The 26231-nt window shown below is 48.8% G+C and carries 21 protein-coding genes and 1 pseudogene; 11 read left to right on the plus strand and 11 right to left on the minus strand.

What is annotated here, in order from left to right:
* Positions 1 to 372: 372 nt before the first annotated feature.
* The gene (locus HYN46_RS14880; RefSeq protein WP_114900120.1) at positions 373 to 1212 is read right to left on the minus strand and encodes a hypothetical protein; all 840 of its coding nucleotides are present in this window, start codon (positions 1210 to 1212) and stop codon (positions 373 to 375) included.
* A 119-nt stretch (positions 1213 to 1331) separates the two neighbouring features.
* On the opposite strand from HYN46_RS14880, the gene HYN46_RS14885 reads away from it, so the two are divergent.
* The 4 genes from HYN46_RS14885 to HYN46_RS14900 all read left to right on the plus strand — a co-directional run bounded on the left by HYN46_RS14885 (position 1332) and on the right by HYN46_RS14900 (position 5752).
* Positions 1332 to 2252 carry a LysR family transcriptional regulator gene (locus HYN46_RS14885; protein ID WP_114900121.1) on the plus strand — a complete coding sequence of 307 codons (921 nt, stop codon included), beginning with the start codon at positions 1332 to 1334 and terminating at the stop codon, positions 2250 to 2252.
* Between the two features lie 113 nt (positions 2253 to 2365).
* Positions 2366 to 3136, plus strand: coding sequence for a hypothetical protein (locus tag HYN46_RS14890; protein ID WP_114900122.1), 771 nt, complete (start codon positions 2366 to 2368; stop codon positions 3134 to 3136).
* Between the two features lie 298 nt (positions 3137 to 3434).
* The gene (locus HYN46_RS14895) at positions 3435 to 4610 is read left to right on the plus strand and encodes a zinc-binding dehydrogenase (RefSeq protein ID WP_114900123.1); all 1176 of its coding nucleotides are present in this window, start codon (positions 3435 to 3437) and stop codon (positions 4608 to 4610) included.
* A 230-nt stretch (positions 4611 to 4840) separates the two neighbouring features.
* Positions 4841 to 5752, plus strand: coding sequence for a DMT family transporter (locus tag HYN46_RS14900; protein ID WP_114900124.1), 912 nt, complete (start codon positions 4841 to 4843; stop codon positions 5750 to 5752).
* Between the two features lie 39 nt (positions 5753 to 5791).
* Here HYN46_RS14900 and HYN46_RS14905 read toward each other — a convergent pair whose 3' ends face one another.
* Both HYN46_RS14905 and HYN46_RS14910 read right to left on the minus strand, forming a co-directional pair.
* Positions 5792 to 7297 (minus strand): FAD-dependent monooxygenase, encoded by a 1506-nt coding sequence (locus HYN46_RS14905; protein WP_114900125.1) that lies wholly within the window; start codon positions 7295 to 7297, stop codon positions 5792 to 5794.
* A gap of 310 nt (positions 7298 to 7607) precedes the next feature.
* Positions 7608 to 8099, minus strand: coding sequence for a hypothetical protein (locus tag HYN46_RS14910; protein WP_114900126.1), 492 nt, complete (start codon positions 8097 to 8099; stop codon positions 7608 to 7610).
* Between the two features lie 253 nt (positions 8100 to 8352).
* Between HYN46_RS14910 and HYN46_RS14915 the strand changes: the two genes are divergently transcribed.
* From HYN46_RS14915 to HYN46_RS17625, 3 genes and pseudogenes are all read left to right on the plus strand, one after another.
* Positions 8353 to 8997, plus strand: a complete 645-nt coding sequence (locus tag HYN46_RS14915; RefSeq protein ID WP_114900127.1) for a riboflavin synthase subunit alpha — start codon at positions 8353 to 8355, stop codon at positions 8995 to 8997.
* Positions 8998 to 9016: 19 nt separating this feature from the next.
* Positions 9017 to 9562, plus strand: coding sequence for a chorismate mutase (locus HYN46_RS14920; RefSeq protein WP_114900128.1), 546 nt, complete (start codon positions 9017 to 9019; stop codon positions 9560 to 9562).
* 150 nt (positions 9563 to 9712) lie between these two features.
* A pseudogene (locus tag HYN46_RS17625) lies at positions 9713 to 9832 on the plus strand (LysR family transcriptional regulator); the annotation flags it as partial.
* On the opposite strand, the gene HYN46_RS17510 reads toward HYN46_RS17625, so the two are convergent.
* A complete protein-coding gene (locus HYN46_RS17510; protein ID WP_228254825.1) occupies positions 9788 to 9934 on the minus strand; it encodes a hypothetical protein in 147 nt (48 codons plus the stop codon). The pseudogene HYN46_RS17625 and the gene HYN46_RS17510 sit on opposite strands and share 45 nt — an antisense overlap.
* A gap of 24 nt (positions 9935 to 9958) precedes the next feature.
* Here HYN46_RS17510 and HYN46_RS14925 point away from each other — a divergent pair, with 24 nt between their 5' ends.
* The 3 genes from HYN46_RS14925 to fdhD all read left to right on the plus strand — a co-directional run bounded on the left by HYN46_RS14925 (position 9959) and on the right by fdhD (position 14087).
* Positions 9959 to 10618, plus strand: coding sequence for a LysR family transcriptional regulator substrate-binding protein (locus HYN46_RS14925; RefSeq protein WP_228254826.1), 660 nt, complete (start codon positions 9959 to 9961; stop codon positions 10616 to 10618).
* Positions 10619 to 10810: 192 nt separating this feature from the next.
* Positions 10811 to 13222: an FdhF/YdeP family oxidoreductase gene (locus HYN46_RS14930; RefSeq protein ID WP_114900130.1), complete on the plus strand. Its 2412-nt coding sequence runs from the start codon at positions 10811 to 10813 to the stop codon at positions 13220 to 13222.
* Between the two features lie 88 nt (positions 13223 to 13310).
* Positions 13311 to 14087 carry a formate dehydrogenase accessory sulfurtransferase FdhD gene (fdhD, locus tag HYN46_RS14935; protein ID WP_228254949.1) on the plus strand — a complete coding sequence of 259 codons (777 nt, stop codon included), beginning with the start codon at positions 13311 to 13313 and terminating at the stop codon, positions 14085 to 14087.
* A 23-nt stretch (positions 14088 to 14110) separates the two neighbouring features.
* Here fdhD and HYN46_RS14940 read toward each other — a convergent pair whose 3' ends face one another.
* Positions 14111 to 14785, minus strand: coding sequence for a DUF4850 domain-containing protein (locus HYN46_RS14940; RefSeq protein WP_162818242.1), 675 nt, complete (start codon positions 14783 to 14785; stop codon positions 14111 to 14113).
* A gap of 325 nt (positions 14786 to 15110) precedes the next feature.
* On the opposite strand from HYN46_RS14940, the gene HYN46_RS14945 reads away from it, so the two are divergent.
* Entirely contained in the window at positions 15111 to 15518 is a 408-nt protein-coding gene (locus HYN46_RS14945) for a DUF3597 domain-containing protein (RefSeq protein ID WP_114900133.1), read from the plus strand.
* A gap of 67 nt (positions 15519 to 15585) precedes the next feature.
* On the opposite strand, the gene HYN46_RS14950 is transcribed toward HYN46_RS14945, so the two are convergent.
* The 6 genes from HYN46_RS14950 to HYN46_RS14975 form a co-directional block, all read right to left on the minus strand.
* Complete coding sequence (locus HYN46_RS14950) at positions 15586 to 17142, minus strand: FGGY-family carbohydrate kinase (protein ID WP_114900134.1); 1557 nt, start codon at positions 17140 to 17142, stop codon at positions 15586 to 15588.
* 47 nt (positions 17143 to 17189) lie between these two features.
* Entirely contained in the window at positions 17190 to 18677 is a 1488-nt protein-coding gene (locus HYN46_RS14955) for a glycerol-3-phosphate dehydrogenase/oxidase (protein ID WP_114900135.1), read from the minus strand.
* A 66-nt stretch (positions 18678 to 18743) separates the two neighbouring features.
* Positions 18744 to 20348 (minus strand): FAD-binding oxidoreductase, encoded by a 1605-nt coding sequence (locus HYN46_RS14960; protein ID WP_114900136.1) that lies wholly within the window; start codon positions 20346 to 20348, stop codon positions 18744 to 18746.
* Between the two features lie 322 nt (positions 20349 to 20670).
* Entirely contained in the window at positions 20671 to 20964 is a 294-nt protein-coding gene (locus HYN46_RS14965) for a hypothetical protein (protein WP_114900137.1), read from the minus strand.
* An 11-nt stretch (positions 20965 to 20975) separates the two neighbouring features.
* Complete coding sequence (locus tag HYN46_RS14970) at positions 20976 to 25604, minus strand: RHS repeat-associated core domain-containing protein (RefSeq protein WP_162818243.1); 4629 nt, start codon at positions 25602 to 25604, stop codon at positions 20976 to 20978.
* A 165-nt stretch (positions 25605 to 25769) separates the two neighbouring features.
* Positions 25770 to 26009: a hypothetical protein gene (locus HYN46_RS14975; protein ID WP_162818244.1), complete on the minus strand. Its 240-nt coding sequence runs from the start codon at positions 26007 to 26009 to the stop codon at positions 25770 to 25772.
* Positions 26010 to 26231 lie beyond the last annotated feature (222 nt).

Consider the following 26231-nt stretch of genomic DNA (forward strand, 5'->3'; position numbering starts at 1 on the left):
ACTTGAGGGAGTTTTCCTTTTAATGTGAGCAGCAGATTTTTTTATAATTAAAAAATGTGTCTATAAACCCCCTACCAGATTAGATAGGGACAACCGTCCCAAATTTTATAGACACTAAACCGCCCGAAGGCGGGCTTTTATTGCTCAAGAGATGGACTCCCTGAGCAATAAAACCTAAAGAACAATATGCTCACGAATAAGCCACTGCTCCCACTCTGTCAGATCAAGACTGCTTGATGATTGATATCATGACTATCAATTTCGAGCAGACCTAAACTTCAGAGGAATACCTCTTGTGTGTTCTGATGTGGTTTCTAGCGTCCACATTTTCCCCAGCGAACATGTTCAACGATTCAAGCGAATCATTTTAAATCAATCTTTAATCCAATCTGGCACGATATCCTGCGCCATCTGCAAGGTATTTTCGTTATAGATCAATATTGTATCGGCAGAAATCATGCCGGAGTCTGCAACCGTCAGACCAAATTCACCAACCAACGTGCCATCCCCATGTATGGTATTGGACGGGGTATACAGGCCATATCCAAATGGAATCTGATAGGCCGTAAAGCAATACAAATCCGCTTCTAAATGGCGACCAATCACAATATAGCCACCGCAGTCTTTGGTGAGCGGAATATGGATGTGCGGAAACTCATGCGTTTCCAAAAACATGCCACCGCCACCCTGCTCTTGCATTAAATATTCTTTTTTATAAAAAGCGGTATAGTCATATTTCATCATGACGATATCCACTTTTTCAGAGCGCACGGTGAATGGCTTTTTATTCTCGATCAGCTCAAGACCATAGAACTTTACGTTCTCAGGACTTGCCATCACGGTCGGAATCGCAAAACCATCGGGAACCAGTAAAGCCCCCATACCGCCAAACACATTGGCATTGCCACCGGAAACCACACGGATATCCGCGCGCAGTGCATCAGTCGCGGTATACCAGAGCGCTCGGACACGCACCATCGGTGGAATATCTTCCTCCCACGGCACCATGCCTTGCAGCGAATCATGATCAATCGCCCAGTTCGACACACCTTGCTCGATGAAGCACATGCCTGCATCGGTACTCAGCGCGACTTTATGCTTGTCGGGATGACCATGTTTGACCGCATAGCGGGTAATATCTACGCTTTTGACCACCGCATCTGTCAGCAGGGTTCTTTTAAAATAAATAGGAAAGTTAAATGAGTCGCTCATGTGTCTTTCCTTAAAATCCCTGTGATGCCATATAACTTATTAAGGCATCACAATAACTGAATTTTTTACCCTGATCAGCATATAATACGAGAACACAGTGTTCGTGAGACCAGAACAATATGGACAAACATATCCGTCATATGCTGTATTTTGTGGAAATCGTGGAAGCCGGCAGTATCAGCGGCGCAGCGGCACGGCTGGGGACTTCCAAGTCGGTGGTCAGCCTGCATTTAAAGACGCTGGAAAGTGAGCTGGGCTTAACTCTGCTTACCCGCAGTACCCGTCAGCAATCCCTGACCTCGACCGGACAGCAGTTCTATAAACGCTGCCGCGAGATGCATGATGTCCTCTCTCAGGCTTGGCAAGAGGCACGGGATCATCAGCAATTGGCACTCGGCACGCTCCGCATCAGCGCGCCACATGCGCTCATCGGCCCGATCGTGGCACCTGCAATTGGCGACTTGGTGAGTGAGCATGAAGGCATCACGCCGTTTTTGATGGGCAATGATAATCGCGCCAATCTGATCGAGGATAAAATCGATCTCGCGATCCGCGTTGGCAAAATGCCGTCGAGTGAATACAAGCAAAAGAAAATTGGCGGTTTCAATGATGTGCTCTGCGCCAGCCCTGAATACCTGAAAAAACACAATATTTCACCTGAGCAAATGCTGGCGGCGCACCTGTCCATGCAGAAGGTGGATTATGTGGCGAATAGCTGGCAGGGCACGCAGATTACCCATGCGCTTAAGCATAAACAAACGCAAGAGGTGGTCAAGCTGTCCTTTACTGCCAACCGCAACTGTAATTCATTGCTTGCGGTGGTGGCGATGGTGCGGGCGGGTTGTGGCTTTGCCTTTATCCCTGATTTTGTCTTTCACCCCTATGAGCAAAGTGGTGAACTGGTGCAGGTCTTTCCGGACTATGTGTGTGAGTATGCGCCCGTGTATGCGGTATATGCCTATAAGGGGCAACCGCCGACTTTGGTGAGGCTTGCCATAGATGCGATTAAGAAGAAGTTGGGGGAGTCGATGGAGGATTAGAGGCAGCTTTCCCAAATGTGTACACGCACCTATGCAAATCATCTATCAAGCTTTTGATTAGGAAGTTAAACTCATGGGCACGATTTTTTCGACAAGGGACGTTAAGGAAATCTATGAATCACAAGCATCGTAAAGAAATTTTTCATATATTAAATCAATTGGATCAATATCCAAAAAAATTAATAAAAAGAGCCAACTATAAAAAAAAGGAGCTGTATCTTCGATGTCTATACGGTGCGTTAGCTACATTTGTAGCAGCAATCATAGCTGGAGGCCTTTCACTTATCTTAAGTGAAAATATATACCTACAACTTTTTGCGTTGATATGCTTACTCATCAGTGAACTTTTAATTATTGCCGCACAAATTTTAGAAATTGTCTTTGAACGAAAAGATATCCTAAAATTCATTAGTCAACCATCTAAAGTTTTTCTAGAAAATGCAAATATTACCACTCGAATAGATATGAAATTTATTCCTGCGTTATTGAACTTTCCTCGAGAAGATATTGATCTTGTCAAAATAGAAATAGCGCATGAAAGAGCTCATATAGAAAAAAGAGTCGCCGTCGTGTGTGGTCCAATTGATAAATTGGGTTTTTTCCCCAGTCTTCTGGTTACTGCTATTCTAATAATTGATAAACTACCTGATCCTAAAACACATAAAATTTTAATCATCGGCAATAACTTCCATGAACTTATCGTTGGATTAGTTCTCATAATAATGATATTCCAGTTTTTCTCCATATTCGTGCATGGCGCAGCTGCTAAGTTAGAGCGGATCGTTCAACTTCTAGAGCATGTATCTAAACTACAAAAAGAAATGCAAGTCCCAAAAGAAAAAGATGAAAAAACGGATTCCAACCATACAAAGACATCAAAATAGGAATTTTGGAAATCTATAAATATAGATCACCCTGAAGATTTAAATGTGAAAAACATAAAGTCAAATAGCACTAAAATATTGTTTTTAAATATTAATTATCACTATAAAATCCGCTTAGCTTGATATCTAAAAAGAAGAATCAAGTTAGAGGAAGATATCAAGAAGAACTGCCTACACTTAAGGCTATATCAGCATCCCTCCTAAAAAAATGCCATAATCCCCCACTCAAAACCACCTGCCTCTGGCACCCACCCACCCTCTAGGCGATGTCTAAAAAACTAAAAAAGGAAGGCTTCATATGAAATCAGTACTCTGTCAAAACAGTGAACTTCGTGTGGCGGATCGCCCTGCACTCGTCCCGACCAAAGGCCATGTACTGCTAGAAGTCGTGCGCTGCGGGATTTGTGGCTCTGACCTGCACATGCAGCACCACTGTGATCATATGCATAACCTCGCCTCACGTGTTGGGTTCAACGGCATTGCCAAAGCTTCTGATGAATTCGTAATGGGTCATGAGTTCTGCGGCAAGATTCTGGACTACGGCCCAAAGACCCGCCGTAAACTCAAACAAGATACTTTGGTCTGCGCTATGCCACTCCTGAAAGTAGGCGACATCGGCTACCAATCTACCGGTCTATCTCCCAATGCTTCTGGGGGCTATGCCGAGCAAGTACTGGTGCAGTCGAGCCTGATGTTTGAAGTGCCGAATGGTCTGGACGTAGACAGTGCAGCGATGACTGAGCCAATGGCGGTTGCCCTGCATGCGGTGCGCCGTAGCCGGATCAAAACCAGTGAACCCGCCATCGTGATTGGCTGTGGTCCTGTGGGTCTGGGTGTGATCCTGATGCTCAAAGCCGCTGGGGTTAAAACTGTGGTTGCCAGCGACTTCTCCCCAAACCGCCGTAAACTTGCAGTGCAGTGCGGTGCCGATATCGTGATTGATCCAAAGCACGAATCACCGTTTAAAGACTGGAAAGAATTTGGTCTGCTGGGCGGTGTCTCGGAAGCCATTAACTTTGGTATGGGCTTGTTTGAAAAGATTCAGGCCGTACCGCTACCATGGTGGCACGCTTGGCGCGTAGCGGACAAACTCGGTGCACTGCCGAAGCGTCCGGTGATCTTTGAGTGCGTGGGTGTACCCGGCGTACTGCAACAACTGATCGAAGGCGCGCCGCTGTTCTCGCGTATAGTCGGAGTGGGCGTGTGTATGCAGAGCGACAAGATTGAACCTGCACTGGCGATTAACAAAGAACTGGAGATTCAGTTTGTGTTGGGTTATACCCCACTGGAGTTCCGCGATACGCTGCATATGATTGCGGAAGGTCAAGTCAACGTCACACCACTGATCACCGGTGTGGTGGGTCTGGAAGGCGTGACCAATGCCTTTGGCGCCCTGCGTGATCCTGAGCAGCACGCCAAGATCCTCATCGATCCTAAGCGTAAAGGCGCGGATATTGAGTTAATCAAACACTAAGGTTTGCCGTGGATTGGGGTTAAAGGTCTGACTCGAATCAAGCGGTAGTACGATAAAAGGGGCATTGAATCGATGCCTCTTTTTTTATGGCGGATCATTATGATTTTAGCCCGTCATTTAATCTCATGTGCGCATGTGTTTTTAGGCGCAATCCATGAGAAGATTAAAGTGACCAAATAGTCCAAGTTTGTGTCTATTTTTATAGCCGAACCGCACAAGGCACCCCGCACATGACCCTACCTGCCACAACCACCAGCCGCTACCCACTCCTCGGTCTTTATCTACGTTTGACGGCCGTCCCGTTTTTTTGGGGTGGGACGTTTATTGCAGGGCGGGTGATTTCGGCAGAGTTACCGCCTGCGACTGCGGGGTGTATTCGCTTTGTCTTTGCCACACTGGCACTGCTCATTGCATTGCATCTGACCGAAGGGCTGTCCGTACTGAAGCGCGTCACACGGGCACAGTGGGCAGGCACATTTGTGCTGGGGCTGACGGGCATCATGCTCTATAACATCTGTTTTTTTAATGCCTTAAAGTATATGCCAGCCAGTCGCACGTCCTTGTTTATCGCGCTCAATCCGGTGGTGACGCTGATACTGGCGGCGGTGTTCTTTGGCGATCGCATCACGCTCACGCGCTGGTTTGGGGTAGCGCTGGCCTTGGTCGGGGTACTGGTAGTGGTGACACATGGTGATCTGACCCAGCTTGCTGGCTCCTTTGGTGCCGGTGAGCTGTCGATGATTGTCGCGGTCAGTGCATGGGCGATCTACACCTTGCGCGGACGCAAACTGCTACGCGAGTTGTCGCCACTGCTCACCACTTTACTTGCTGCGCTGTGGGGTACGTTGTTGCTGGCACTCTGCGCGATTCCAGAGTTGCCGAGGCTGCATGTGGAGCACATTAACCTGAAGGTTTTTGCTGGGCTGTTTTACTTGGGCGTGTTTGGTACGGCAGTGGGGTTTGTCTGGTATTACCAAGGCGTCTCACGCATCGGCGCAGCAAAGACCGTGATCTTCAATAATCTGGTGCCGGTCTTTGGGGTATTGCTGGGTTGGCTCTTGCTCGGTGAGCAGCTCACCCCGAGTCTAATCGTCGGTGGATTGTTGGCGATTACAGGGGTGTTTTTGGTCAATCGCCCCTAGCGCAGCACCATCGTGATGACTGCGCGTCAGCCCACCGCCTTATGCGGCTGAGCCAAACCACTTTTCTAACGCAGCATGTAATCCGCTATCCGTGCCGTCTCCCACCCAAGCGACATAGCCGTCGGGTCGGATGAGTACGGCAGAGGGCGCTGCGACTTGCCCCAGTGCTGGTAGCTCCCAAAGCCCAGTGTATTCAACATCGAAACGTTGCACCCGATCTGCCCAAGAGGTGATGTCGAGGTTGTCGGGCTTGCCAAAGTTAAGCAAGACAGGCCGTGCACTATGCAACAAGCTGTAGACGCGAAGCCCACCTGTTGCAGTGGTCAAATCTAGATCGGGCATACGACGCCCCAGCAGGGGATGCCCTTCGCCAAGATGATCATCAAGATCATAATGGATGCCCAGACCAGACATCATCGCGGCAAAACGTTTACGCGGTTCATCCATGCTTAGTAGCTCGACGATAGTCTCACCCACCGCTTTGGTGCGCTCATCCTGACGGCGTAGCGCGACCAAGGCCATGGTATTGCGCAGCACTCGCGCACCTATAGGATGGCGCTCGGCATGGTACGTATCCAGTAGATCATCTTGCGATATGCCTTTGACCACCTGAGCCAGCTTCCAGCCCAGATTGACCGCATCTTGCACCCCAGTATTCATGCCTTGACCTCCGTCCGGGGCATGCACATGCGCCGCATCGCCAGCCAGCAGCACCCGTCTGTCGCGATAGGTTGCCGCTTGCCGAGTCATGTCGGTAAATCGAGAAATCCATGTGGGGCTATGCGCGCCGTAGTCGGTACCGCATACCGCAATCAACGCGAGTCTAAGATCACTTAAGGTCGGTTCAGTCTTATCGCCGATTTCGGCTTCAGTCACCATCACCCGAAACGGTCCTTCATCCAGAAAGACCACCTTGCCATCCTGAATCTCGTACTTCTCCTTACCGAAGGAATGTATGCCCAAGGCGGTACGATGGATGCCCAGCTCTGGCTTCCCCGTCATCTCGACCTCAGCAATCAGACAACTGACCGTCGGGTCCCACCCGGGGAAGTCGATGCCTGCGATCTTACGAATCAGACTCCGTCCACCATCGCAGCCGACAAGATACTCAGCACGTAGCGACTGACCGTCAGACAGCGTGACGCTCACGCTGCTGTCGTCCTGTGTAAAGTCGCTCACCTCACGGTTGCGATAGAAGGTCACGGGCAGCTCAGCCACCCAATCCGCCAAGATGCGTTCAATATGCTTTTGCCACAACCCAAGTCCATAGGGGTGCCGGGTCGGGAACTGACTGAGATCCAAGGACACCCCGCCGAATACGGCTGTCTGCGCGATCTTGCCTTCCTCAAGGAAGCGATCCACGATGCCACGCTGGTCAAAAATCTCTAAGGTGCGCGCATGCAGACCCCCAGCGCGCGAGCCTGCCAACTCCTGATTGGCGCGGCGCTCGACAATCGCGACATCCACACCTGCCAAAGCGAGTTCACCTGCCAGCACCAAACCGGTAGGTCCTCCGCCAACAATGATCACGGCATGTTCAGTCATACATCACCTCTCTGAGCTTCTCAATCGAAGCGGAATCAAGGTGAGTAGAAATACCGCAAATGTGATGATTTAAAAACCTGATCTTGAATGGATTTTGAGCGTGTTTTGGTGAGAGAATTGTTGACTCGCGCAAAGGCGGCCTTATAATAAAACTATAGGCGGAGGACAGGCTGAATAACGCACTTAAGAGGCTAACGCCTGAGAGAGTAAATCCCCTTCTTCAACATATGGGCAACACCCACCCTGCTCGGGCTTTTTATAGCCCGACTTCGCAAGTGAATCAAATCAGTTTAAAGATAAACGCGGTGGCTTAAGACGACTTCGGCTTCGATGCCTTCTTCGCCATATAGCCATTGATGAGTTTGACCGCCAATTTCAGATTATCGACGTCATTGATGGCTTCTGCTGCTTTGAGCAGGGCGTTGGCATCATAGATGAGCACATTGCTATACAGGTCGAAGTATTCAGCAGAGACCTCTTCATGGAAGTGTTGACTCCAGTAGCTACTCATACATTCAATCATTTCATCATTCAACTGAATCATATTGCGGATACGGTCAATGACTTGGCGATATTGACCCTCTTTGAGATCACGTTTATTAAACGCGCGCCAAATGATGAATAGCTGTTGGTAGTGACCATGAAAAATGGATGGGGTGATACAGGCGGAGAGTAGAATCTCTGCGGCTTCTTCAAGCTTTCCTTGTTCTTTCAAAACCATGGCATCGCTATAGCGACTATCGCTATCAGTACTTTTTAACCTTTTTTTTGCAGCCGAAACTTTTGATGCTGTAATGTCCATTTACAACGCTCCTTTATCGTTCATAAAGCCTAGCACAATGAGAACTGGTTGGCAAAATTTTGTACATTTCATCAAACATTGCGCTCATAAACACCACACACTGACACCATCCTGATATCAAACTGTGGCTTTAAATCTCATCCATCATGATAGATACTCTCCTTCCTCATCGTCCTTATGATGTATATGATGCCGCATCAGCCATACATCAAGACGCGTTACATTAAACCGCAAAACATCTGGAGCGAACGATATGTTCACTGGCATCATCAAAGCCGTCGCAACCATAGACGGAATTCGTGATTTTGAAGGGATTCGTACCTTTGATATTGAGTTCCCCGCCGGATTCTGCACGGATTTAGAGATTGGCGCTAGTGTTTCCATCGATGGCACCTGTCTAACGGTCACCGAAGTCGTGACACCGACTCGCGCTACCTTTGATGTGATGCAGCAGAGTCTGGATGTCACCACACTGGGTTTATACACCCAAGGCAGCCGTGTCAATGCCGAACGCGCCTCCAAAGAAGGCGCCGAGATTGGTGGCCATGTGCTGTCTGGGCATATCGATTTCTGTACGACGGTCAATCAGGTGCGTCAGGTCGAAGCCAACTACGCGATCCGTATTAACGTGCCACAGACTTGGCTGCGCTATATTTTTGCCAAGGGCTATATCGCCATCAATGGCGCCAGTCTGACCATTTCCGAAGTGAACAAAACAGAGGGCTGGTTTGAAGTCTGCCTGATCCCCGAAACCCGTCGCGCTACGGTGTTTGAAGACAAGCAGGCAGACAGTCCCCTGAATATTGAGATTGATCGCACCACGCAAGTGATTGTGGATACGGTGGAGCGCATCATGGCCGAGAAACTCGCCAGCGACCTCCTGCCTCAACCGCACTGATATCTTCTGGATCATACGCATGAATAAAACACTGCTCACCGCAACAATGACCGCTGCCTTGCTGCTGACTGCGGTAGATAGTCATGCGGCTAATATCACCGATCTGACCACACTGATGAATCAGCGTCTATCCTATATGAAGGATGTAGCCGGCTATAAAGCGGCTAATCACCTCGCCATCGAAGACAGTGCCCAAGAGCAGAAAGTGCTGGATGCAGCGGTGGTGCAAGCGCAAGCGGAAGGCCTAGATCCAGAGTCGATCAAGCCCTTTATCACTGCACAGATGAGTGCCGCCAAGGCGATTGAATACCGTTACCTGGCTGACTGGCAGGCTGTGCCTGAGACCAGTTGGCAACCTCGACCACTTGATGTGGTGCGTGCCGATGTTGCCGCGCTCTCCACCAAAATCATCACGCAGATCCATGTTTTGCTTGCTGCGGGCATGCGCATTGATCATCTCCAGCAGCATGATTTCATGCAGAGTCTCAAACAACCCAATTTAAGCCGCGCCGATGAAGAGCAACTGTTTCAAGCGCTTAAGCAGGTTAAATTGATTCAGAAATAACGGATCTAAAGCCTCGGCAATGCCTCAGGATGATTCATATCGCCGAGGCGCTATCACTTAGCCAAAAGCCCTGCCAAATCAATCCCTATCTATGCAAAATCAGGGTAAACTCGGACTGATCATCGTCAGGAAGAGACCCCGCCCATGTTCATGCGTCAACTGAACTATCTCATCGCATTGGACACCCATCGCCACTTTGGTCGCGCTGCCGAGAGTTGCCATGTTTCACAGCCCGCCTTGTCCAACGGCATTCGCGAGCTGGAACAAGAGCTGGGCATCACCATCGTCAAGCGCAGCCGTACCTTTCAAGGCATCACGCCTGAAGGCGAGCGGGTCATCAGTTGGGCGCGAGAGATGCTGCACTCGCTGCATGGCCTGCGCGAAGAAGCCGACCTCATGCGCACTATCCCCAAAGGGCATCTCACCATCGGCGGCATACCGACTGCCATCCATGCTGCCACCCTGCTCTGCGCCGAGTATCGACAGTCGATTCCGCAGTTGACGCTGGAGATCCTGTCTTTAAGTACGCCTGCCATCTTAAAGCGCCTTAAGGAGCAAGAGCTTGATCTTGCCCTGCTCTATGACCGCTCGGTGATGGACGAGACGTTTGATGTACTGCCGCTGTTTTCTGAGCGCTTTGTGCTGATCGCCAGCGCGCAGACTTCGCTGCCACACGAGCTCAACTGGGCGGAAGTCGCAGAACTCCCCTTAAGCCTACTGGGTCAGGATATGCAGAACCGCCAGACGCTGGACCATATTTTTAAGACCTTTGAATCCACCGCACATGTGGTGCTGGAAACCAACTCCATCGATATCCTGCTGACCGAAGCCTTAAGCGGTCGCAGCTATACGGTGCTGCCCTTGAGCGCACTCCCCACCCAATACGCCCGAGCAGGACTACGCATCCACCCGATCACCCCCGAGCGCACTGAGGATATCTGTCTGGTCAGACTACGCCGTGATAATCAGTCGGCCTTATCCAAAGCAGCTTGGCGGCTTGCGGCCAGTCTCGATATTCAAGTGATCTTGGATGAGTTGCTGCTGCCTGGACTTTGATGATCTGTTGTTGATAACCTGTAGTTATCAAGCATTCAAATCAAACGATTAGACGAGATATGTACACGCCGATAAAGTAGAGATACAACTGTTAAACCATATGGTGTTTTCTGAGCATGGCACTCTGATGCAAGCGGGAGTACTCTAGAACCATGTGAGACATGTAGGCACTTCGATGAGAGGATTAAGGAAATGGACGATAAAGTAGACGAAAATCCCGTAAACGTGCAGCCCAATATCGGCCACGCCAGAATCACCAACTATACCCATCCCGCAGCAGGTTGGGGCGCACTACTCAGCGTGGCGCGTAATCTGACCCAACAGGGGATCATGGCCAAAGGCGCCATTACCCTGCTCAATATCAATCAGCCGACCGGCTTCGACTGCCCGGGCTGTGCATGGCCTGAAAAGAAACATGCCCATGCGTTTAACTTCTGTGAAAATGGCGCCAAGGCGATTGCCTTTGAAGCGACCAGTAAGCGCGTTCCTCCGGAATTCTTTGCCGAGCGTACCGTCAGTTGGCTATCGGAACAAAGTGACTACTTCCTTGAACAACAAGGCCGCCTCACCGATCCGATGCGTTACGATGCTGCAACCGACCGCTATGTGCCGATCTCGTGGGAAGAAGCATTCAGCATCATCGCTCGTCATCTGCATGCGCTCGACAACCCCAACCAAGCTGCGTTCTACACCTCGGGGCGCGCTAGCAACGAAGCGGCTTTCCTCTATCAGCTCTTTGTGCGCAACTTTGGTACCAATAACTTCCCCGATTGCTCGAACATGTGCCATGAGACCACTAGCGTAGGGCTGGCAGAGTCGCTAGGTCTAGGCAAAGGCACAGTCACGCTGGATGACTTTGAACTGGCGGATGCGGTCTTTATCTTCGGGCAGAATCCCGGCACCAACCATCCGCGCATGCTGAGTACGCTGCGTGAAGTCTCCAAACGCGGTGCACGAATCATTTCGATCAACCCCCTCAAAGAACGCGGTCTGGAACGTTTCCAAGACCCGCAAAGCCCGATCGAGATGATGACCAACGGCAGCACGCGCATCAGCAGCAATTACTTCCAGCCTAAAGTCGGCGGGGACTATGCGGTGCTGATGGGCATGATGAAGCATCTGCGTGAGTGGGATCAAAAAGCACTGGCGGCAGGCGAACCCTCCCTGTTCGACCATGCCTTTATCGATATGAATACCGATGGCTTTGAGGCGATGATCGATCAAGTCGATCAAACCTCATGGGCAAGCATCCACGAACAAACGGGCTTGAAACCGGATGAATTAAAGTCACTGGCGAAGATGTTCTGTGATGCAGAACGCGTGATCTTCTGCTGGGGCATGGGTATCACCCAAAACCGCAATGGCGTCGCCAATGTACAAATGCTAGCCAACCTGCTGCTCGCGCGCGGTCATATTGGTCGTCCCGGTGCAGGTGCCTGTCCGGTTCGTGGCCATAGTAATGTGCAGGGTGACCGCACCATGGGTATCCATGAGCGCCCATCCCCTAAACTGCTGGATAGTCTGGATCGCGTCTTCAATATGAAGTCGCCCCGTGAAAACGGCATGGGGGTGCTTGAGACCATCGAAGGCATGCTAAAAGGCGATGTCAAAGTCTTCTTTGCCTTGGGTGGCAACTTTGCGGTTGCGACTCCCGATACGCCAGTCACCTTTGAAGCGCTGCGCCGTTGCACCCTGACCGCGCATGTGGCGACCAAACTCAATCGCAGTCATCTGATCTTGGGCAAAGAAGAAGCACTGATTCTCCCCTGTCTGGGACGCACGGAGATTGATGAGCAGTTGCATGGTCCGCAAGCAATCTCGGTAGAAGACTCGATGAGCAATGTCCATCTGTCCGCTGGCAAGAACGCACCCGCCTCACCCAACCTGCTCTCTGAGCCCGATATTATTGCGCGTTTGGCCGAGGCGGTATTGCCGGATAGCCCGATCAAGTGGCGCTGGTATATCGAAAGCTATGACCGTATCCGTGATGCGATTGCCGAGGTATTTGACGAGTTCCACGACTTCAATGCCCGCGTCTATCCACCGGGTGGATTCCACTTGCAGCATCCTGCCAATGAGCACGATTGGCATACCAAAACAGGCAAAGCCGGTTTCTTCATCAAGCCGATCGATGAGGTCTATGCCGATAAAGAATATGCCTATGCCGCGCAGTATAAGGGACAGCACAAAGGTCAACTCTACACCCTGATGACCATGCGCTCGCATGATCAATACAACACGACGATTTATGGACTGGATGACCGCTATCGCGGGGTGTTTGGTCAGCGCCGTGTCTTGTTTATGAACAAGGACGACATCAAGGAAGCTGGCTTTGTGGCGGATCAATGGATCGATATCGAAAGTATCTTCCCCGATCAGGTCAAACGCGTGGTGGAAAGCTTCCGTATCGTACCCTATGACATTCCGCGTGGCAGTCTGGGCGCGTACTATCCAGAGACCAATCCACTGGTAGCGCTCAGCAGTCGTGACGAACGCGCCATGATCCCGGCCTCCAAGAGCATCCCCGTGATTCTGCATGCAGGTAAAGCCCCTGAGCACTTTAACCTTGCGCTGCCGGTTGATCCAGAGGCTGTCCATGGATAACCATGACGCCATCACGCCGTTTACGCGTCGTCATACCGACGACGCACGGCCTGCTCAGCCATTATCACCCTTTGCCGAAGGCATTGACGTGCTGGCGGTGCACCGCTTTAAGAACGGTGAGTTCACCCGCGTGCTGGATCATGTGGTGCGTGAGACGCCAGTCGCACTGGTCTACAACGGTATCTCCCATGCCGTGATGATGACCACACCCACCGATCTGGATGTCTTTGCCATGGGCTTTAGTCTGTCCGAAGGCATCATCCCCGACCTCAAAGCGTTGTACTCGCTGGATATACAGCAGACGGAACTGGGCGTCCAGATTGACATGACCATCGCCTCCAGTGCCTTTGCAGCATTGAAAGAACATCGGCGGATGATGGTGGGACGGACGGGATGCGGGCTATGTGGCATCGAGAGCTTGCAGCAGTTTCATACCGCACTGCCACGGGTCACGACCGAGGCAAAAGCAGACTGGTTGAATCAAATTCCCGATGCTGTCTCCAAGCTGGAAACGCAGCAGGAGATCACCAAAGTCACGGGCGGTGCGCATGCAGCAGCGTGGGTGGTGGGTGGCAATATCGTGGCGCTGTTTGAAGATGTCGGGCGCCATAACGCACTGGATAAACTGCTGGGCTATCTGGCGCAGCAGCAATTGGATGTCAGTGCCGGCTTTATCGTCATGACCAGTCGCGCCAGCTACGAGCTGATCCGCAAATGCGCGCAGTTGAATATTGCTTTACTGGCCAGTATCTCCGCACCCACCACCATGGCGATTCGCATGGCCAAGCAAGCGGGGCTCACGCTGGCGAGCTTCTGTCGCGGCAGTAGCTTTGTGGTGTATACAGACTATCCGGATGTGTTTTGAGCGATAAAACGCACCCATGCTCATCATTTTCGCGCGGAAAAGTTCAAGAGTGTTGAAGCCAATGCACGCTCGGTCTTCGGCAGGGTAACTGTCGTGACAGAATAGGGTTCGTCGCTATCAGGATCAAAATAGGCCACACCATTCATTTCCATCGTCGCATTTACAGCGCGGCTAAAAATCACTTTTTTGGCATTCACTTTGATCAGGTGTAAACCTTTCGGACGCGGCTCAATCAGAAAGTCGTTTTCCTTAGCCAAACGAATTGCATTGTCGAAATATTGTGCAGCAGCACCATAAGCACATCCCACACAAGCGCCTGCGTTATAATGAGCAAGCTGACTCGTTGATAAGTTCTTTCGATCCTTCTGGGAATAAAAAACGAATGAAGTAGAGCCATCTACGCCCACCCCAGCATAAACCTCACGCCACTCCCGTGGAACCAGTGTAACGCCGGTATCTGGAATTTCGACAAGCTGCAACTGATCCTTCTGCGCGTCAGGAATCGAGAAAGCAAATGTGCATGTTTTCGATACCTTATGACAATCTGAAAAGTCATTCAGTACACCTACATCCATTGGGTTCTCTACTGAAATGCCATACATCGGCAAATTAATACCGTTGTTAAAAGTGGCTTTGCCTATAGCAGTCCATTCCGGAATGAATGCTTTTTCCTTTGCCAGACTTATGGTAGAAATCATGCTGATGAAAAACAACACCATACCGCGTTGAAAAATTGATTTGGTTTTCTTTATTTTGTTCATATGATTCAAAGACCCTCTAATATTATTTGAGTGTGTGATGTTACAAAGCATTCTTCCAGTAGAACTTTGTATCGTCTACTTGGCGTTCATATCGCCAGAGAAACCAGCTAATCCTGACAAATTAACAGCGTTAATCATTTCCAAACGACCATTTATAAAATCACTACAATGCGCCAATCCTGAAATACGCTAAGATCACTTCGCAGATTTTCTGCATTGGTTATCTATAAAAACGTTTTTCAATGATTAAGGGATAGGGCAAATGGGAATTTTTAACACGATATTGAACAAACTAGGTTTTGGCCATGATGATGCTACGCCTGCCGCAGCGCCTGCGCCTGCACCAGCGGCTCCAGCAGATGCCGCACCTGCTGCGGCACCGGCACCAGTTGCACCCGTGGCCATGAGTGAAGTGGACGTAGTCTCCAAACTGGATGGTCTTGCCGCCGCAAGTAGTCAGGAACTCAACTGGCGTGAGTCGATTGTAGATCTGATGAAACTACTCGGTATCGACAGCAGCTATGATGAACGCAAGAAGCTCGCTGCCGAGTTAAATTGCCCTGCCAACCTGATGGACGATTCTGCACAAATGAACATGTGGCTGCATAAAACCGTGCTGCAACAAGTGGCTGCCAATGGCGGTAACGTACCAGCCGATTTACTCGGATAATCACTCGCCCTTAAGTCATAAAAAAAGCCTCTGAATAGAGGCTTTTTTTATTGGACAAAACACAGACCTACTTCGGATAACCCGTGATCTGACGGATTGAGCGATACAGGGGCTGAAGCTGCGGATAGATTTTGCTATAGACCTGCTTATAGAGCTGGTCATACAGTTCCACACTCCCCGCCTCTGGGGTAAACACATCGCCGCGATGACACATGACCGCCACCGCATCGGCATGACTCTTATAGTAGCCCGCACCCACTGCCGCATTGATCGCTGCCCCAAGCCCCGAGGTCTCAAAAGTATGCGGACGCTCGGCATGCATGCCAAAGATATTGGCAGTGATCTGCATCACTTCGTTACTTTGTGAGCCGCCCCCAGCCACTTTCAGACTGGTAATGGGTCGGCCATTGCGTTTCTCCAGCATGTCTTTGCCTTGGCGTAATGCATAGCCGATCCCTTCGATGATGGCACGATACAGATGCGCACGGGTATGCACATCGCCAAAGCCAATGATCGACCCTTTCGCCTCGGGTCCGGGAAACTTGACCCCGGGTGACCAGAAGGGTTGCAGTATCAAGCCCATGGCACCGGGCGGTGACTGGCGGAGTAGATCATCAAACAGCAATTCCGGCTCAATGCCTTGTGCCTTGGCTTGTAGCACTTCTTGCGCCGCAAACTCACGTTTAAACCAATTGACCATCCAATAACCACGAAAGACCATGATCTCGGAATTATAGGTATGCGGTACGGCAGCGGGATACGCAGGCAGGAATGGCAATGGCTCAACATAGCGGCTATTGCCCGTGTTAAAGGTTGCGGTGGTGCCATAGCTTAAGCAGCCGACATCCGGCGTGATCGCCCCGGCACCCAGCACCTCACAGGCCTTGTCTGCACCCGCAGCATATAGGGTTAACCCTTCAGGAATGCCCGTGTCACGCGCCGCCTCACGACTGATGATACCTAGAGGTTCAGCGGCCTGTACCAGCGGCGGCAGTTGATGGCGCTTAAGCGTAAGCGCTCGCCACTTGAGATCCGACGGCGCGGCCCATTGCTGGCGCTTATAGTCAAAAGGGATATAACCGATTTGCGATGCCACGGCATCATTCAGTTGATCAGTGAGCTTGAGTGTGAGATAGCCGGAGAGCTGAACAAAGTGCTTGGTCTTCGACCAGACATCCCGATAGTCCGCCGCCAACCAGTTACACTCGGCTTTGGACTGAAACTGATGGATGATCGGCTCTTGTCCAGCGAACTTAATACCGGCCTTTAGCCAGAGTGGCAAATGGGGATAATGCTCGGTACGCCGTGAATCCAGCCAGATTGTGGCGGGACGAAGCGGTTGTAAGTCCTCATCCAGACAGAGCATAGTCGCGCGCTGACAGGCCAGCGACACCGCGACCACCCGTGATTTAAGTTCAGGATGTGCAGTCCACAGCCCCTGACAGGCTAGGGATAGATTCTCCCAAAAATAGCCTGCCTCCTGCTCTGCCCAATTCGGCTGCGCAGCGAAGTAGGGTTCGATGTATTGCTGTGACTTGGCCACCAATTGCCCATCGAGATCAAACAGCATCGCTCGGACACTTTGCGTGCCTTGGTCGAGCGCGAGAAATAAATCTTGTGACATTTCTTATTATTCCTGATTCATAGGGATTGTCATTGCTGCGGGATCACTTACAGCACTGCATAACTGCGGCGGATGATCTCTTGATAGCGTGTCACCTCAGCCTGCCAGTGCGCCTCGTCCCAAGCCAGATGCTCAAGGCATAGCGGTTTGATCTGAGCGAGCACTTCACTGCCGCCATCTACCAACAGATTCCCCGCACGCAAACGACGCAGCATGAGATCATCCAGATGCTGCACCATCTCGTTTTGTAAGATCCACGTCACCTGATTCAAGAGCGCCGCGCCCGTCGCAACTTTGACCAGAGGCGCATTGAGGTGATCGGGGTCTTCAATCCGGTGATTAAAGCAGCGCAGCTTGGTATTATTTTGTGCATTCTTAAGTGCTTTACTGTCCAGCCAGCCCAAAGCCGACAGCACATCCAGCGCAATCAAGCGGAAGGTGGTGAGTTTGCCGCCAGAGACGGACACCACACCGTTCTTGGCGCTCCATACCAGATGATCACGCCGCTCTTTGGACGGATCACTGCCCTTGCCTGACGCAATAATCGGACGGACACCCGCAATGGTGGAAATGATATCCTCACGCGTGATCGATGCCGACACAAACTGCTGATTCGCCACTTTCAGCAAATAATCAATCTCGACAGCGGTACAGTGCGGCTCCAGATTAATCGCGTCGCGGTGATCCAGATCGGTCGTGCCGATGCAAGTCTGCCCCTTCCAAGGATAAATAAATACCGGACGCCCATCATCGGGATGCATGACCGTGAGGCAGTCCTGAACTGGTAACTTATTTTCGGGAATAAAGATATGGCTGCCGCGCTGTGGACGCACTTTGGCGATGTCGGCAGACAGCAAATCCGCCCATGCCCCCGTGGCATTGACCACTTGTGCAGCATGGATATCCAGTACCTCACCACTGATCTTGTCTTCGACACGCAGCGTAAAGCCACTCGTGCTTTTCGTGATACTTTTAACTTCGCTATAGTGATTCGCCGTACCGCCTTCCAGCACCGCCTCATGCAGTACACGCATTACTAATCGCACATCATCCACCAAGGCATCGGTATAACGCATACCGCCTTTTAGCCCAGTCGCGTTTAAGCCCGGATATTTTGCCAGTAGCTTGTCGCGTGGAATCCAGTTGTGATCCGAGATGCCTGCTAGTTTGTCATAGACAGTCAATACCGCTTCCATCGCTAGGCGACCGGGAAAACTGCCTTGGCGAATCGGAAAAATATACGGAAAACGCACCACCATATGCGGTAGCTCCGTCAAGAGTCGCTCACGCTCAGTCAGCGAATGCTTGGTCAGGGTAATGTCGCCTTGGGCGATATAGCGCAAACCACCATGCACCATCTTGGAGGAACGGCTCGATGTACCCCATGCAAAGTCTTGTTGTTCAAGCAGCAAGACTTTTTTACCCAAGCGCGCTGCCTCAAGCAGGATGCCCGCGCCCGTGATGCCACCGCCAATCACCACAAGATCCCACGTGACTTTGTTCAAGTTACCCAACGGTTGCCGATGACCCAGCATAATCCACACTCACTCAAGCAATATATTCAAAGAAAAGAAACACAACCCAATCTGACTGATTGACGATCAAGACTCATCAATCAGCAAACAGCCGGGATTTAATTGCTGCTTTGGATCAAAATGGTTGACGATGCTATGCAGGAGCGCCATGCCTTCAGCGCCTTTTTCAACGTTGAGCCACGGCGCATGATCACGTCCGATGCCATGTTGATGGCTGGCTGTGCCGCCTGCCTGTGCGATGGCATCGCCCGCTGCCTGCTTGTATTTCTGCCAGCGGGTCAGTAGCGCGGCATAGTTGTCTGAATTTTTGAAGATATAGGTGGTATAGATGCTGCAACCCTGTCCATACATATGAGACAGATGACTGAAGACCTGTACCGGTTGACCATCGCTTGCGTCTTTAATCGCCTGCTCCATCGCATTCATACAGGCATTGACCTTGTCCCAGTTGATACAGGTCTCGAAGGTATCGACCGAATAGCCATGTTCCCACAGTCCATTACGGAAATACGGCGAACGGAAGCGTGAGTGCTCCCAGATGCCGCCCATAAAGCTGCTGGCGATATAAGTACCGCCTGCGTGATCGATCGCAAGCTTCGCCTCAGCCAGTGCAAAGCGCGCTTGGCGTTTGCTGCCCGTCACGCCAAAAGTAAACATACAGCGATCGCCATTGCGGCATTTTTTGAAGCTCAAGAAACGGTCATAAGCTTTAAACAGTGGATGATCCCCCCCCAGTGACAGATGCGATTCGGTTTCATCGGCATTAGAGAGGCGCATCAGCGACAACTGCACCTTGCCCTGCGCCAGTTCCCGCACCATCTTTAAGCCAGACTCCCAATCCGGCACAAAACCGACATGGAAAGACTCGTGCTCAGGTAATGGCGTGACACGTACCTTCACCTCGGTAATCGCGCCAATACGCCCTTCACTGCCCATCACCACTTCACGCAGATCAGGACCCGCAGACGACGCGGGAATATCCTTGATGACCAGTTGCCCGCGCGGTGTCTCCATGGTACATCCGGCAAACATCTGTTCGATACGACCATAGCGCAGCGACTGCTGCCCGGAAGAACGACTCGCCACCCAGCCTCCCACCGTAGACAGCTCCCACGACTGCGGGAAGTGCCCCAACACATAGCCTTGTTCTTTGAGTTGTGACTCAACGCGTGGCCCGGGTGTGCCCGCGCCAAAAGTCGCGACATTACTTTGGGTATTTAGATCAAGAAGTTGATCCATCTTTTCTAAAGACAGTGTCAGGACGGGTTTATCCGAGGCGGGCACATTGATATGACCTGCAACCGAAGTGCCTCCGCCATAGATAATCACGGTAAAGCCGTGGTCATACGCCCATGTCAGGACTTCACGCACTTGCTCGCCTGTCTTGGGTAGCGCTACGCCATCTGGGAAATAACCAAACTCACCCGAATGCTTGGCAACCCAATCGGGGAAGCTCTCGCCACGTGCATGACGAATCCGCAGTTCGACATCCTGCGAGACCAAGGGGTGTGCAGGTAAGCGTGATGGGGGAACTTTGATGGTGACATCTGCAAGGCTGGCATCCGGCAGAATGGTGCCTTTGCCGCCCAGTTTCTCTCCCAAGAACTCCAGCCCCTTCGCCTTGAGCGGAAAGTCCTGCGCATCATCACCCCAGCCATTCCAACGACGCATGATTATTTAACCCTTTAGATTATGGATATTAGATGGGTCTATCATGCCAAAGATTAGCGTTTGAGAATTGGCTGGATCACTCCATTTTTTTGACATTTCACGCCAAGTACGAAATTAAGTTCAGATAAATCTAGGCTGAGAGAAGTGAGCAATTGCCTTATCCTAAGATTAACAACCACCTCGCATAAGGTGACTCTCTATAAAAAAACTATAAGAAGGATGGTATAAATTAGCAACTTTCACTCGTCGATGAGTTTGATACTTCTCAGACTTGAACCTTCGCATAACTTTTGATTAATCCCTAAATAATATAAGTTTTCTATTAAATCTTGCGAATCTCTGACATGTGCCGAATACCATCATTATCAATACGGCAACACCATTTAACATGACTAGACCATCCGCTACTGTGGTTTCGCTCAACGACACCAACCGCTATCAGATTATCAGGATTACCTTTATCATCCATATCATCCATATAAACAATAACCTGTAGTCCTTCACTCAACAAAACCTTATTCCCATTTATATCCGCTTTATCATTGGTTGCAGATAACAAAACCAGATCTGGCTCTAACATTTCATTAAAGTCCACATAAAGCATACTTTTACTCATTATTCACTCTCCTAAAAACCTCGCTTATTAGGCGGAACTGGGTTTGCTCTTGTTGGTGAAAATAAACCCTCTAGCTGCTGGGGGGTCAGGTTATCTACTGTTGCGTGATTCGGATTATTAGGATGACCGTCTGCTGTCACTTTCCCACCTGCCTCACGTATTTTACCGACGGTAGTAACACCCACCTGATTATTTTTAAAAGGTTTCGATAACTCTTCAACCGTAGCTCCGGCACGACTCTGAGTAGATACACCTTGCAAGGTTCCATCGGCTGCTTTCGTTACACCACTACCATTTGCAAAACTATCCGCTTTACATGCCCCTCCTCGGCAAACCAGTGCACTATTTGGAAGACTTTTTTCAGCGAGTGCAGCACTATCCTTGGCTGCAGTTTTAGCCATATTACTACTAGCCGCGTTTTTGAAACCTCCTCCTGGTGCTTCACCATCACTCATCGCCATGACATCAATGATATCACCCACCACAGGTAAAAATCTTAATATATTCAATCCATTAATATCTACATTATTAACAGGATTATTCCCCGCATAACTATACGGATTCAGACCACCCTTAAGACCAATTGGATCAGGCTCCATATACCGACCCAACTCAGGGTTGTAGTAGCGGTTATGGTTGTAGTAGAGACCACTTTGCTCATCGTAGTACTGACCCGGGAAGCGTAGATTGATCTGTGCTCCAGACTCAATCGGTTTTTTTGCTCCATAAGCATCAGGGTTCCATGACCAGACCACTTGTTGAGTTGCTGCATCAATCCCACGACGTGGCTTGTTCTGATGATCAGTGACAATATAAACGATACGATTGCCCGGATAGACTGCCGCAATCGGTTTGTCTCCCATCCAGATGTATTCAACGATCATCGTGCCTGTCGGGCCGTACTCCCCAATCAGATGGCTACTTTCATCATAAGCATATTGGCGATCAATATATGAACCACCGCGGAAAGTACGCTCATTTTTATGATTGTAGTCCATATACATGCCTATGTATTTGGTACTACCTGGCACACCTGACTCACTACGACGACGACTAGCATGATCATATGCGGAAGTGCCCATATAGCTTGAAACTAACTCACCTACTGTTGTATAGCCTAAAGGTTGGGCATCTCCACCGTTCTTAGTCCACAGGTTCATATGGTTGGCTGTATATCGATAATCTTCTGAGGCGTAACTAAAGCCCCAATTGCCTGTAGATCGAAGCGATGTACGATTACCATTTTGATCATAGGTATAGGTGAGTGAGCGTCCGTCACTCGTACTCTCTGTCAACAACTGAGAATTTTTGTCATAACCATACGTCGCTGTATTGTCCCCAGCGATAGTTTGACTGGTAATACGGCCATCCAGATCAGCCCCATAATTGAGTTGGAGAGCGGTCTGACCACCTGACAATGTGCTCTTGATTTGAGTGAGCTCACCTCCATCATTCAACCATTGTTGCCATGAACCGCCTTGTCCCCAAAAGAAGTAGCTTAGTCTGCTTGCGCCGTCATAACCAATATTGTTGATAATCGGGGTACTATTGAGCTGGATATTATCCAACATGCCATTGGCACTATAGTTATAGCTCACAACATTGCCAGAAGGCGTTGTCAGACTGGTGAGTTTGCCAGCACTGGTATAGGTATAGCCATTCGTTAGAGTAGAGGTCGCATAGCCCCAAGTGACAGGTGTGTTGTTATGCTGCGCTTTGCTGATCACACGACCAAAGAGATCATATCCATAAGCAGTGCTAACACCATATGCAGTGACGGAGGTGACCTTATCTAAATTACCAAAGGCGCTTGTATCATTCAGATAATTATCATTAACGATCAGTTTAGGATCACTGTTGCTTGTAGACGAACAATAAAAAGTCCTTTGACGTCCAAGCTGGTCAATTTGATTATTGACGCAACTACGATCCCCTTGCGTTTTCTTGATTAAATTTTCCGCAATATCATGATAGTAATCAACTCGACCAAAATCATCATTGATCTCGGTTGCAAGCGTACTTTGGTTTTTAAAATATCTTGTTGAACCAGCACTATTTGCTGCACTTTCAATAACGTTATTATCGGCTGCATCAAATGTTTTGGTATCGACTTTGCCATTGCCATCGGTATGTGTAAGGACTCGATTGAATGCGTCGTAAGTCCAATACTCATCAATCCCTTGAGCTGTATGAATATGGTCAACATTCCCATTGGCATCAAAACTTCTCATAGACCATAGTCGATTACCATCACCGCCTTTGCGCGTATAGTAAACACGTCCCGCACTGTCTAATAATGTCCATGTAGTCTCAAACATTGTATTTTGAGCATTATTTTTCCCAATGAAACTTATTTGATTATTGGGAAAGAATTGATAGGTTGTACGATTCCCATTAGGCTCAATCGTAATATAAGGTCTTCCAATACTGTCATAGGTATAGGTCGTTGTTTTACCATCAGCATCTGTTGACGTCAGTAAACGTTCAACTAAATCATAGGTATTACTAGTACTTTGTGAAGTTGTTGTAGAGCCATGAACTTTAGTAAGTATTTGATATCCTTTATCATAGTTAATCGTATCGCTAGTACTATCAGGATTACTAATATTCTTAGCTAGACCCGCACTATTATAATTACTATAGCTTGTCGTACGATTAACTGGACTGCCAGATGCATCATTGACGACGACAGTTTTACTAGTAATATTCCCAAAAGAGTCGTAGCTATAAGAAGTTGCATCGATAACATCGCTTCGCGGAGCATCATACATTGCCAACAAACCGTAGTTAGGCTGTGAGGAATCCTCGTAAAAAGTATAAAGGTATGTCTTTGGCGCACTTCCACTCTGAGTTGAGCTCTGTACTTGAGAAACAATTTGCCCACGAATATTCAGCGTATTAGTGATGGTTTGATATGGTCCCTGAATAACAGTAGGAATTGAATAGGGGTTTATGGCCCCATTATTTAGGTTCCCATATGTATATGTTGTAGTGCGAGATTGTGATGTTCCTGCCGCCTCTTCAATCGTCTGAATCCGATTCTGACCATCATAAGTAAAGTTAGTTTTATTACCATTCGCATCAATTATATAATTGACATGATTGACTCTGACATCAACATTCATCGCACTTACAGGTTTACTGTTATAGGTCAAACAGGGAAACCCATTAAATGTATAGTTAACTTCTGTGGTATTTGCATCACCACTGGATTTCATGGCCACAGAGTCAGTCGCGCTAGAATCATTAAAATCTGTTGTCAGCGTATAGTTCGAACTCCAACTTCCCCCAGTAACCTGACTGCCACCAAACTCACTTGAGCGCGCCGTATAAAGTACATTCTTAGGCGAGAAAGGTTTATAGGAGTCTTTAAGCATAGTCCAGCCAGACCCTGTTGGAGATGCTGCATAATCCCAATGCAGCGATGTCTCCCCTAGTTGATTCACCACATCAGTTAAAACTGGAACCTGATAGGGATCACTATACATTCCCACGTTTTTTATGATTGCTGACTGTAGCCCTGCTTTTTGGTTATATAGATAAGTTTCTAACCCATACAAATTTGATTGGGCACTCGAGATCGTGTAAAAATTTTGATTTTGTCCATTTTCAAAATTTGTCCACGAAGAAGTTTTGTATTGATACGTGACCGTTTGCTGATCTGGGAAAGGCGTATATCCGTTTTGCGCACTGAGTGAAACCTGATTCACAACACTGCGTAAAGCATTGCCATCCATATAAAGCGATCTTTGGAAGGTAAGCAAATGCCCGCGGTTATCAGCAACAGCCAATAAACCAATACCGCCATAAGTTTCATAACTCAGACCCAACGTTCTACCTTCGGGATAAATAATACGAGCGGCCTTATAAACAGGAATGCTGCCTATCGGAGCTTGATATTGGAACTGGTAGATCGTGCCTTGATTATTGACGTAAAAAGAAAGTGAATTGAAGTTGACACTATTTGTTATTGTTTTACTGCCTCTGACAGGAGTATATGTAGAAGATATTGTCGATGAGGAAACAAGAACCAGCTTTCGATCTCGATGATCTGTTGACATGTAGCCGACTCGATCACCCTCACCAGACTCTATATGATTTCCATCACCATAGGCAAAATAGTTCGCCTCGAATATTAATGGTGTGGCAGAGAAGATGCGTTGGATACTTGATACCGATTGATTTACGATGATCGTATAGTCTTGAAAAGTCAGTTTATCTTTATCTTGTGCAGTTAAGACAGTGCCGTCTGGGTATCTGCGATCACGTCCATTTGAAACATATGTGAGAACAGATGCTACCGTAGCAATATAATAGGTATCATCTTTATCCCCTGGAAGCCTGACGCGTATAATACCCCCAGTACTACTTCCCGCTACAAAAGCATAATTATTATAATTATCAGTCCACCCACCTATGGATTTTTGCCCATCAGTCATATCATTGGTACGATTTTGATTGTAACCTAACGTTGTTTCATAATGCCTACTATAAGGAAGTGCGCCCACAATATCCGTGCGGTCATACTCGGCTTCCTCACTAAGCATATCTCGACCGACAGTACAACTTTGAGTATTCGGCATCTGTGCCGCTTTATATTGCGATTCGCCTTTAGCAGCAAACGCATGGTGCGTAGTCAACAGATATAAAAATCCTGTGAATATAAATAATAGGAAAAAGAAATTAACTGAAAAAAACGAAGCATTTCTTGAATTTGATGTGGCGCATATTACTGACATTATTAATTCTTTTCCTAAACGTTTATTTGAACCACGTGTTATTTACGAAACGATACATGGCATTGATTAGCTAGCGGAACGCGCAGGCTTGGGCTTACCGAGATAATCAAAATCTGGAGGCGTATTAGCGAGATTGATCGCTTCCTGCTGATGTTTTTTCGTCACTTCTTCTTGATGTTTTTTGATTTTATGCTCTTTGCTTTCACAACCTGTAAAGCTAATGAGCATTAATATTGATGTCACGATCAGCAGGGAATACTTAGAGTTTTTCTTATTCCGTTTTTGAATAAACTGATAAAGTTCCACCACCATCTCCTGAATTAAGTTGATATACATTGACCAACTGGCAATATTTACAAAAAACATACCAATGATATATAAACAAAAAACAGAGCACAACAATTAACCTATGCTTTATTTTAAATCTATTATTTTTATAAAAATATTGCGACCTAGTTCCCAAAACCTTAGCTCCTACTACAAACTCATCATCTATCGAATGATGGTCAGATTCCTTGATACCTAAAA

The sequence above is a fragment of the Aquirhabdus parva genome, from assembly GCF_003351745.1.
GTDB lineage: Bacteria > Pseudomonadota > Gammaproteobacteria > Pseudomonadales > Moraxellaceae > Aquirhabdus > Aquirhabdus parva.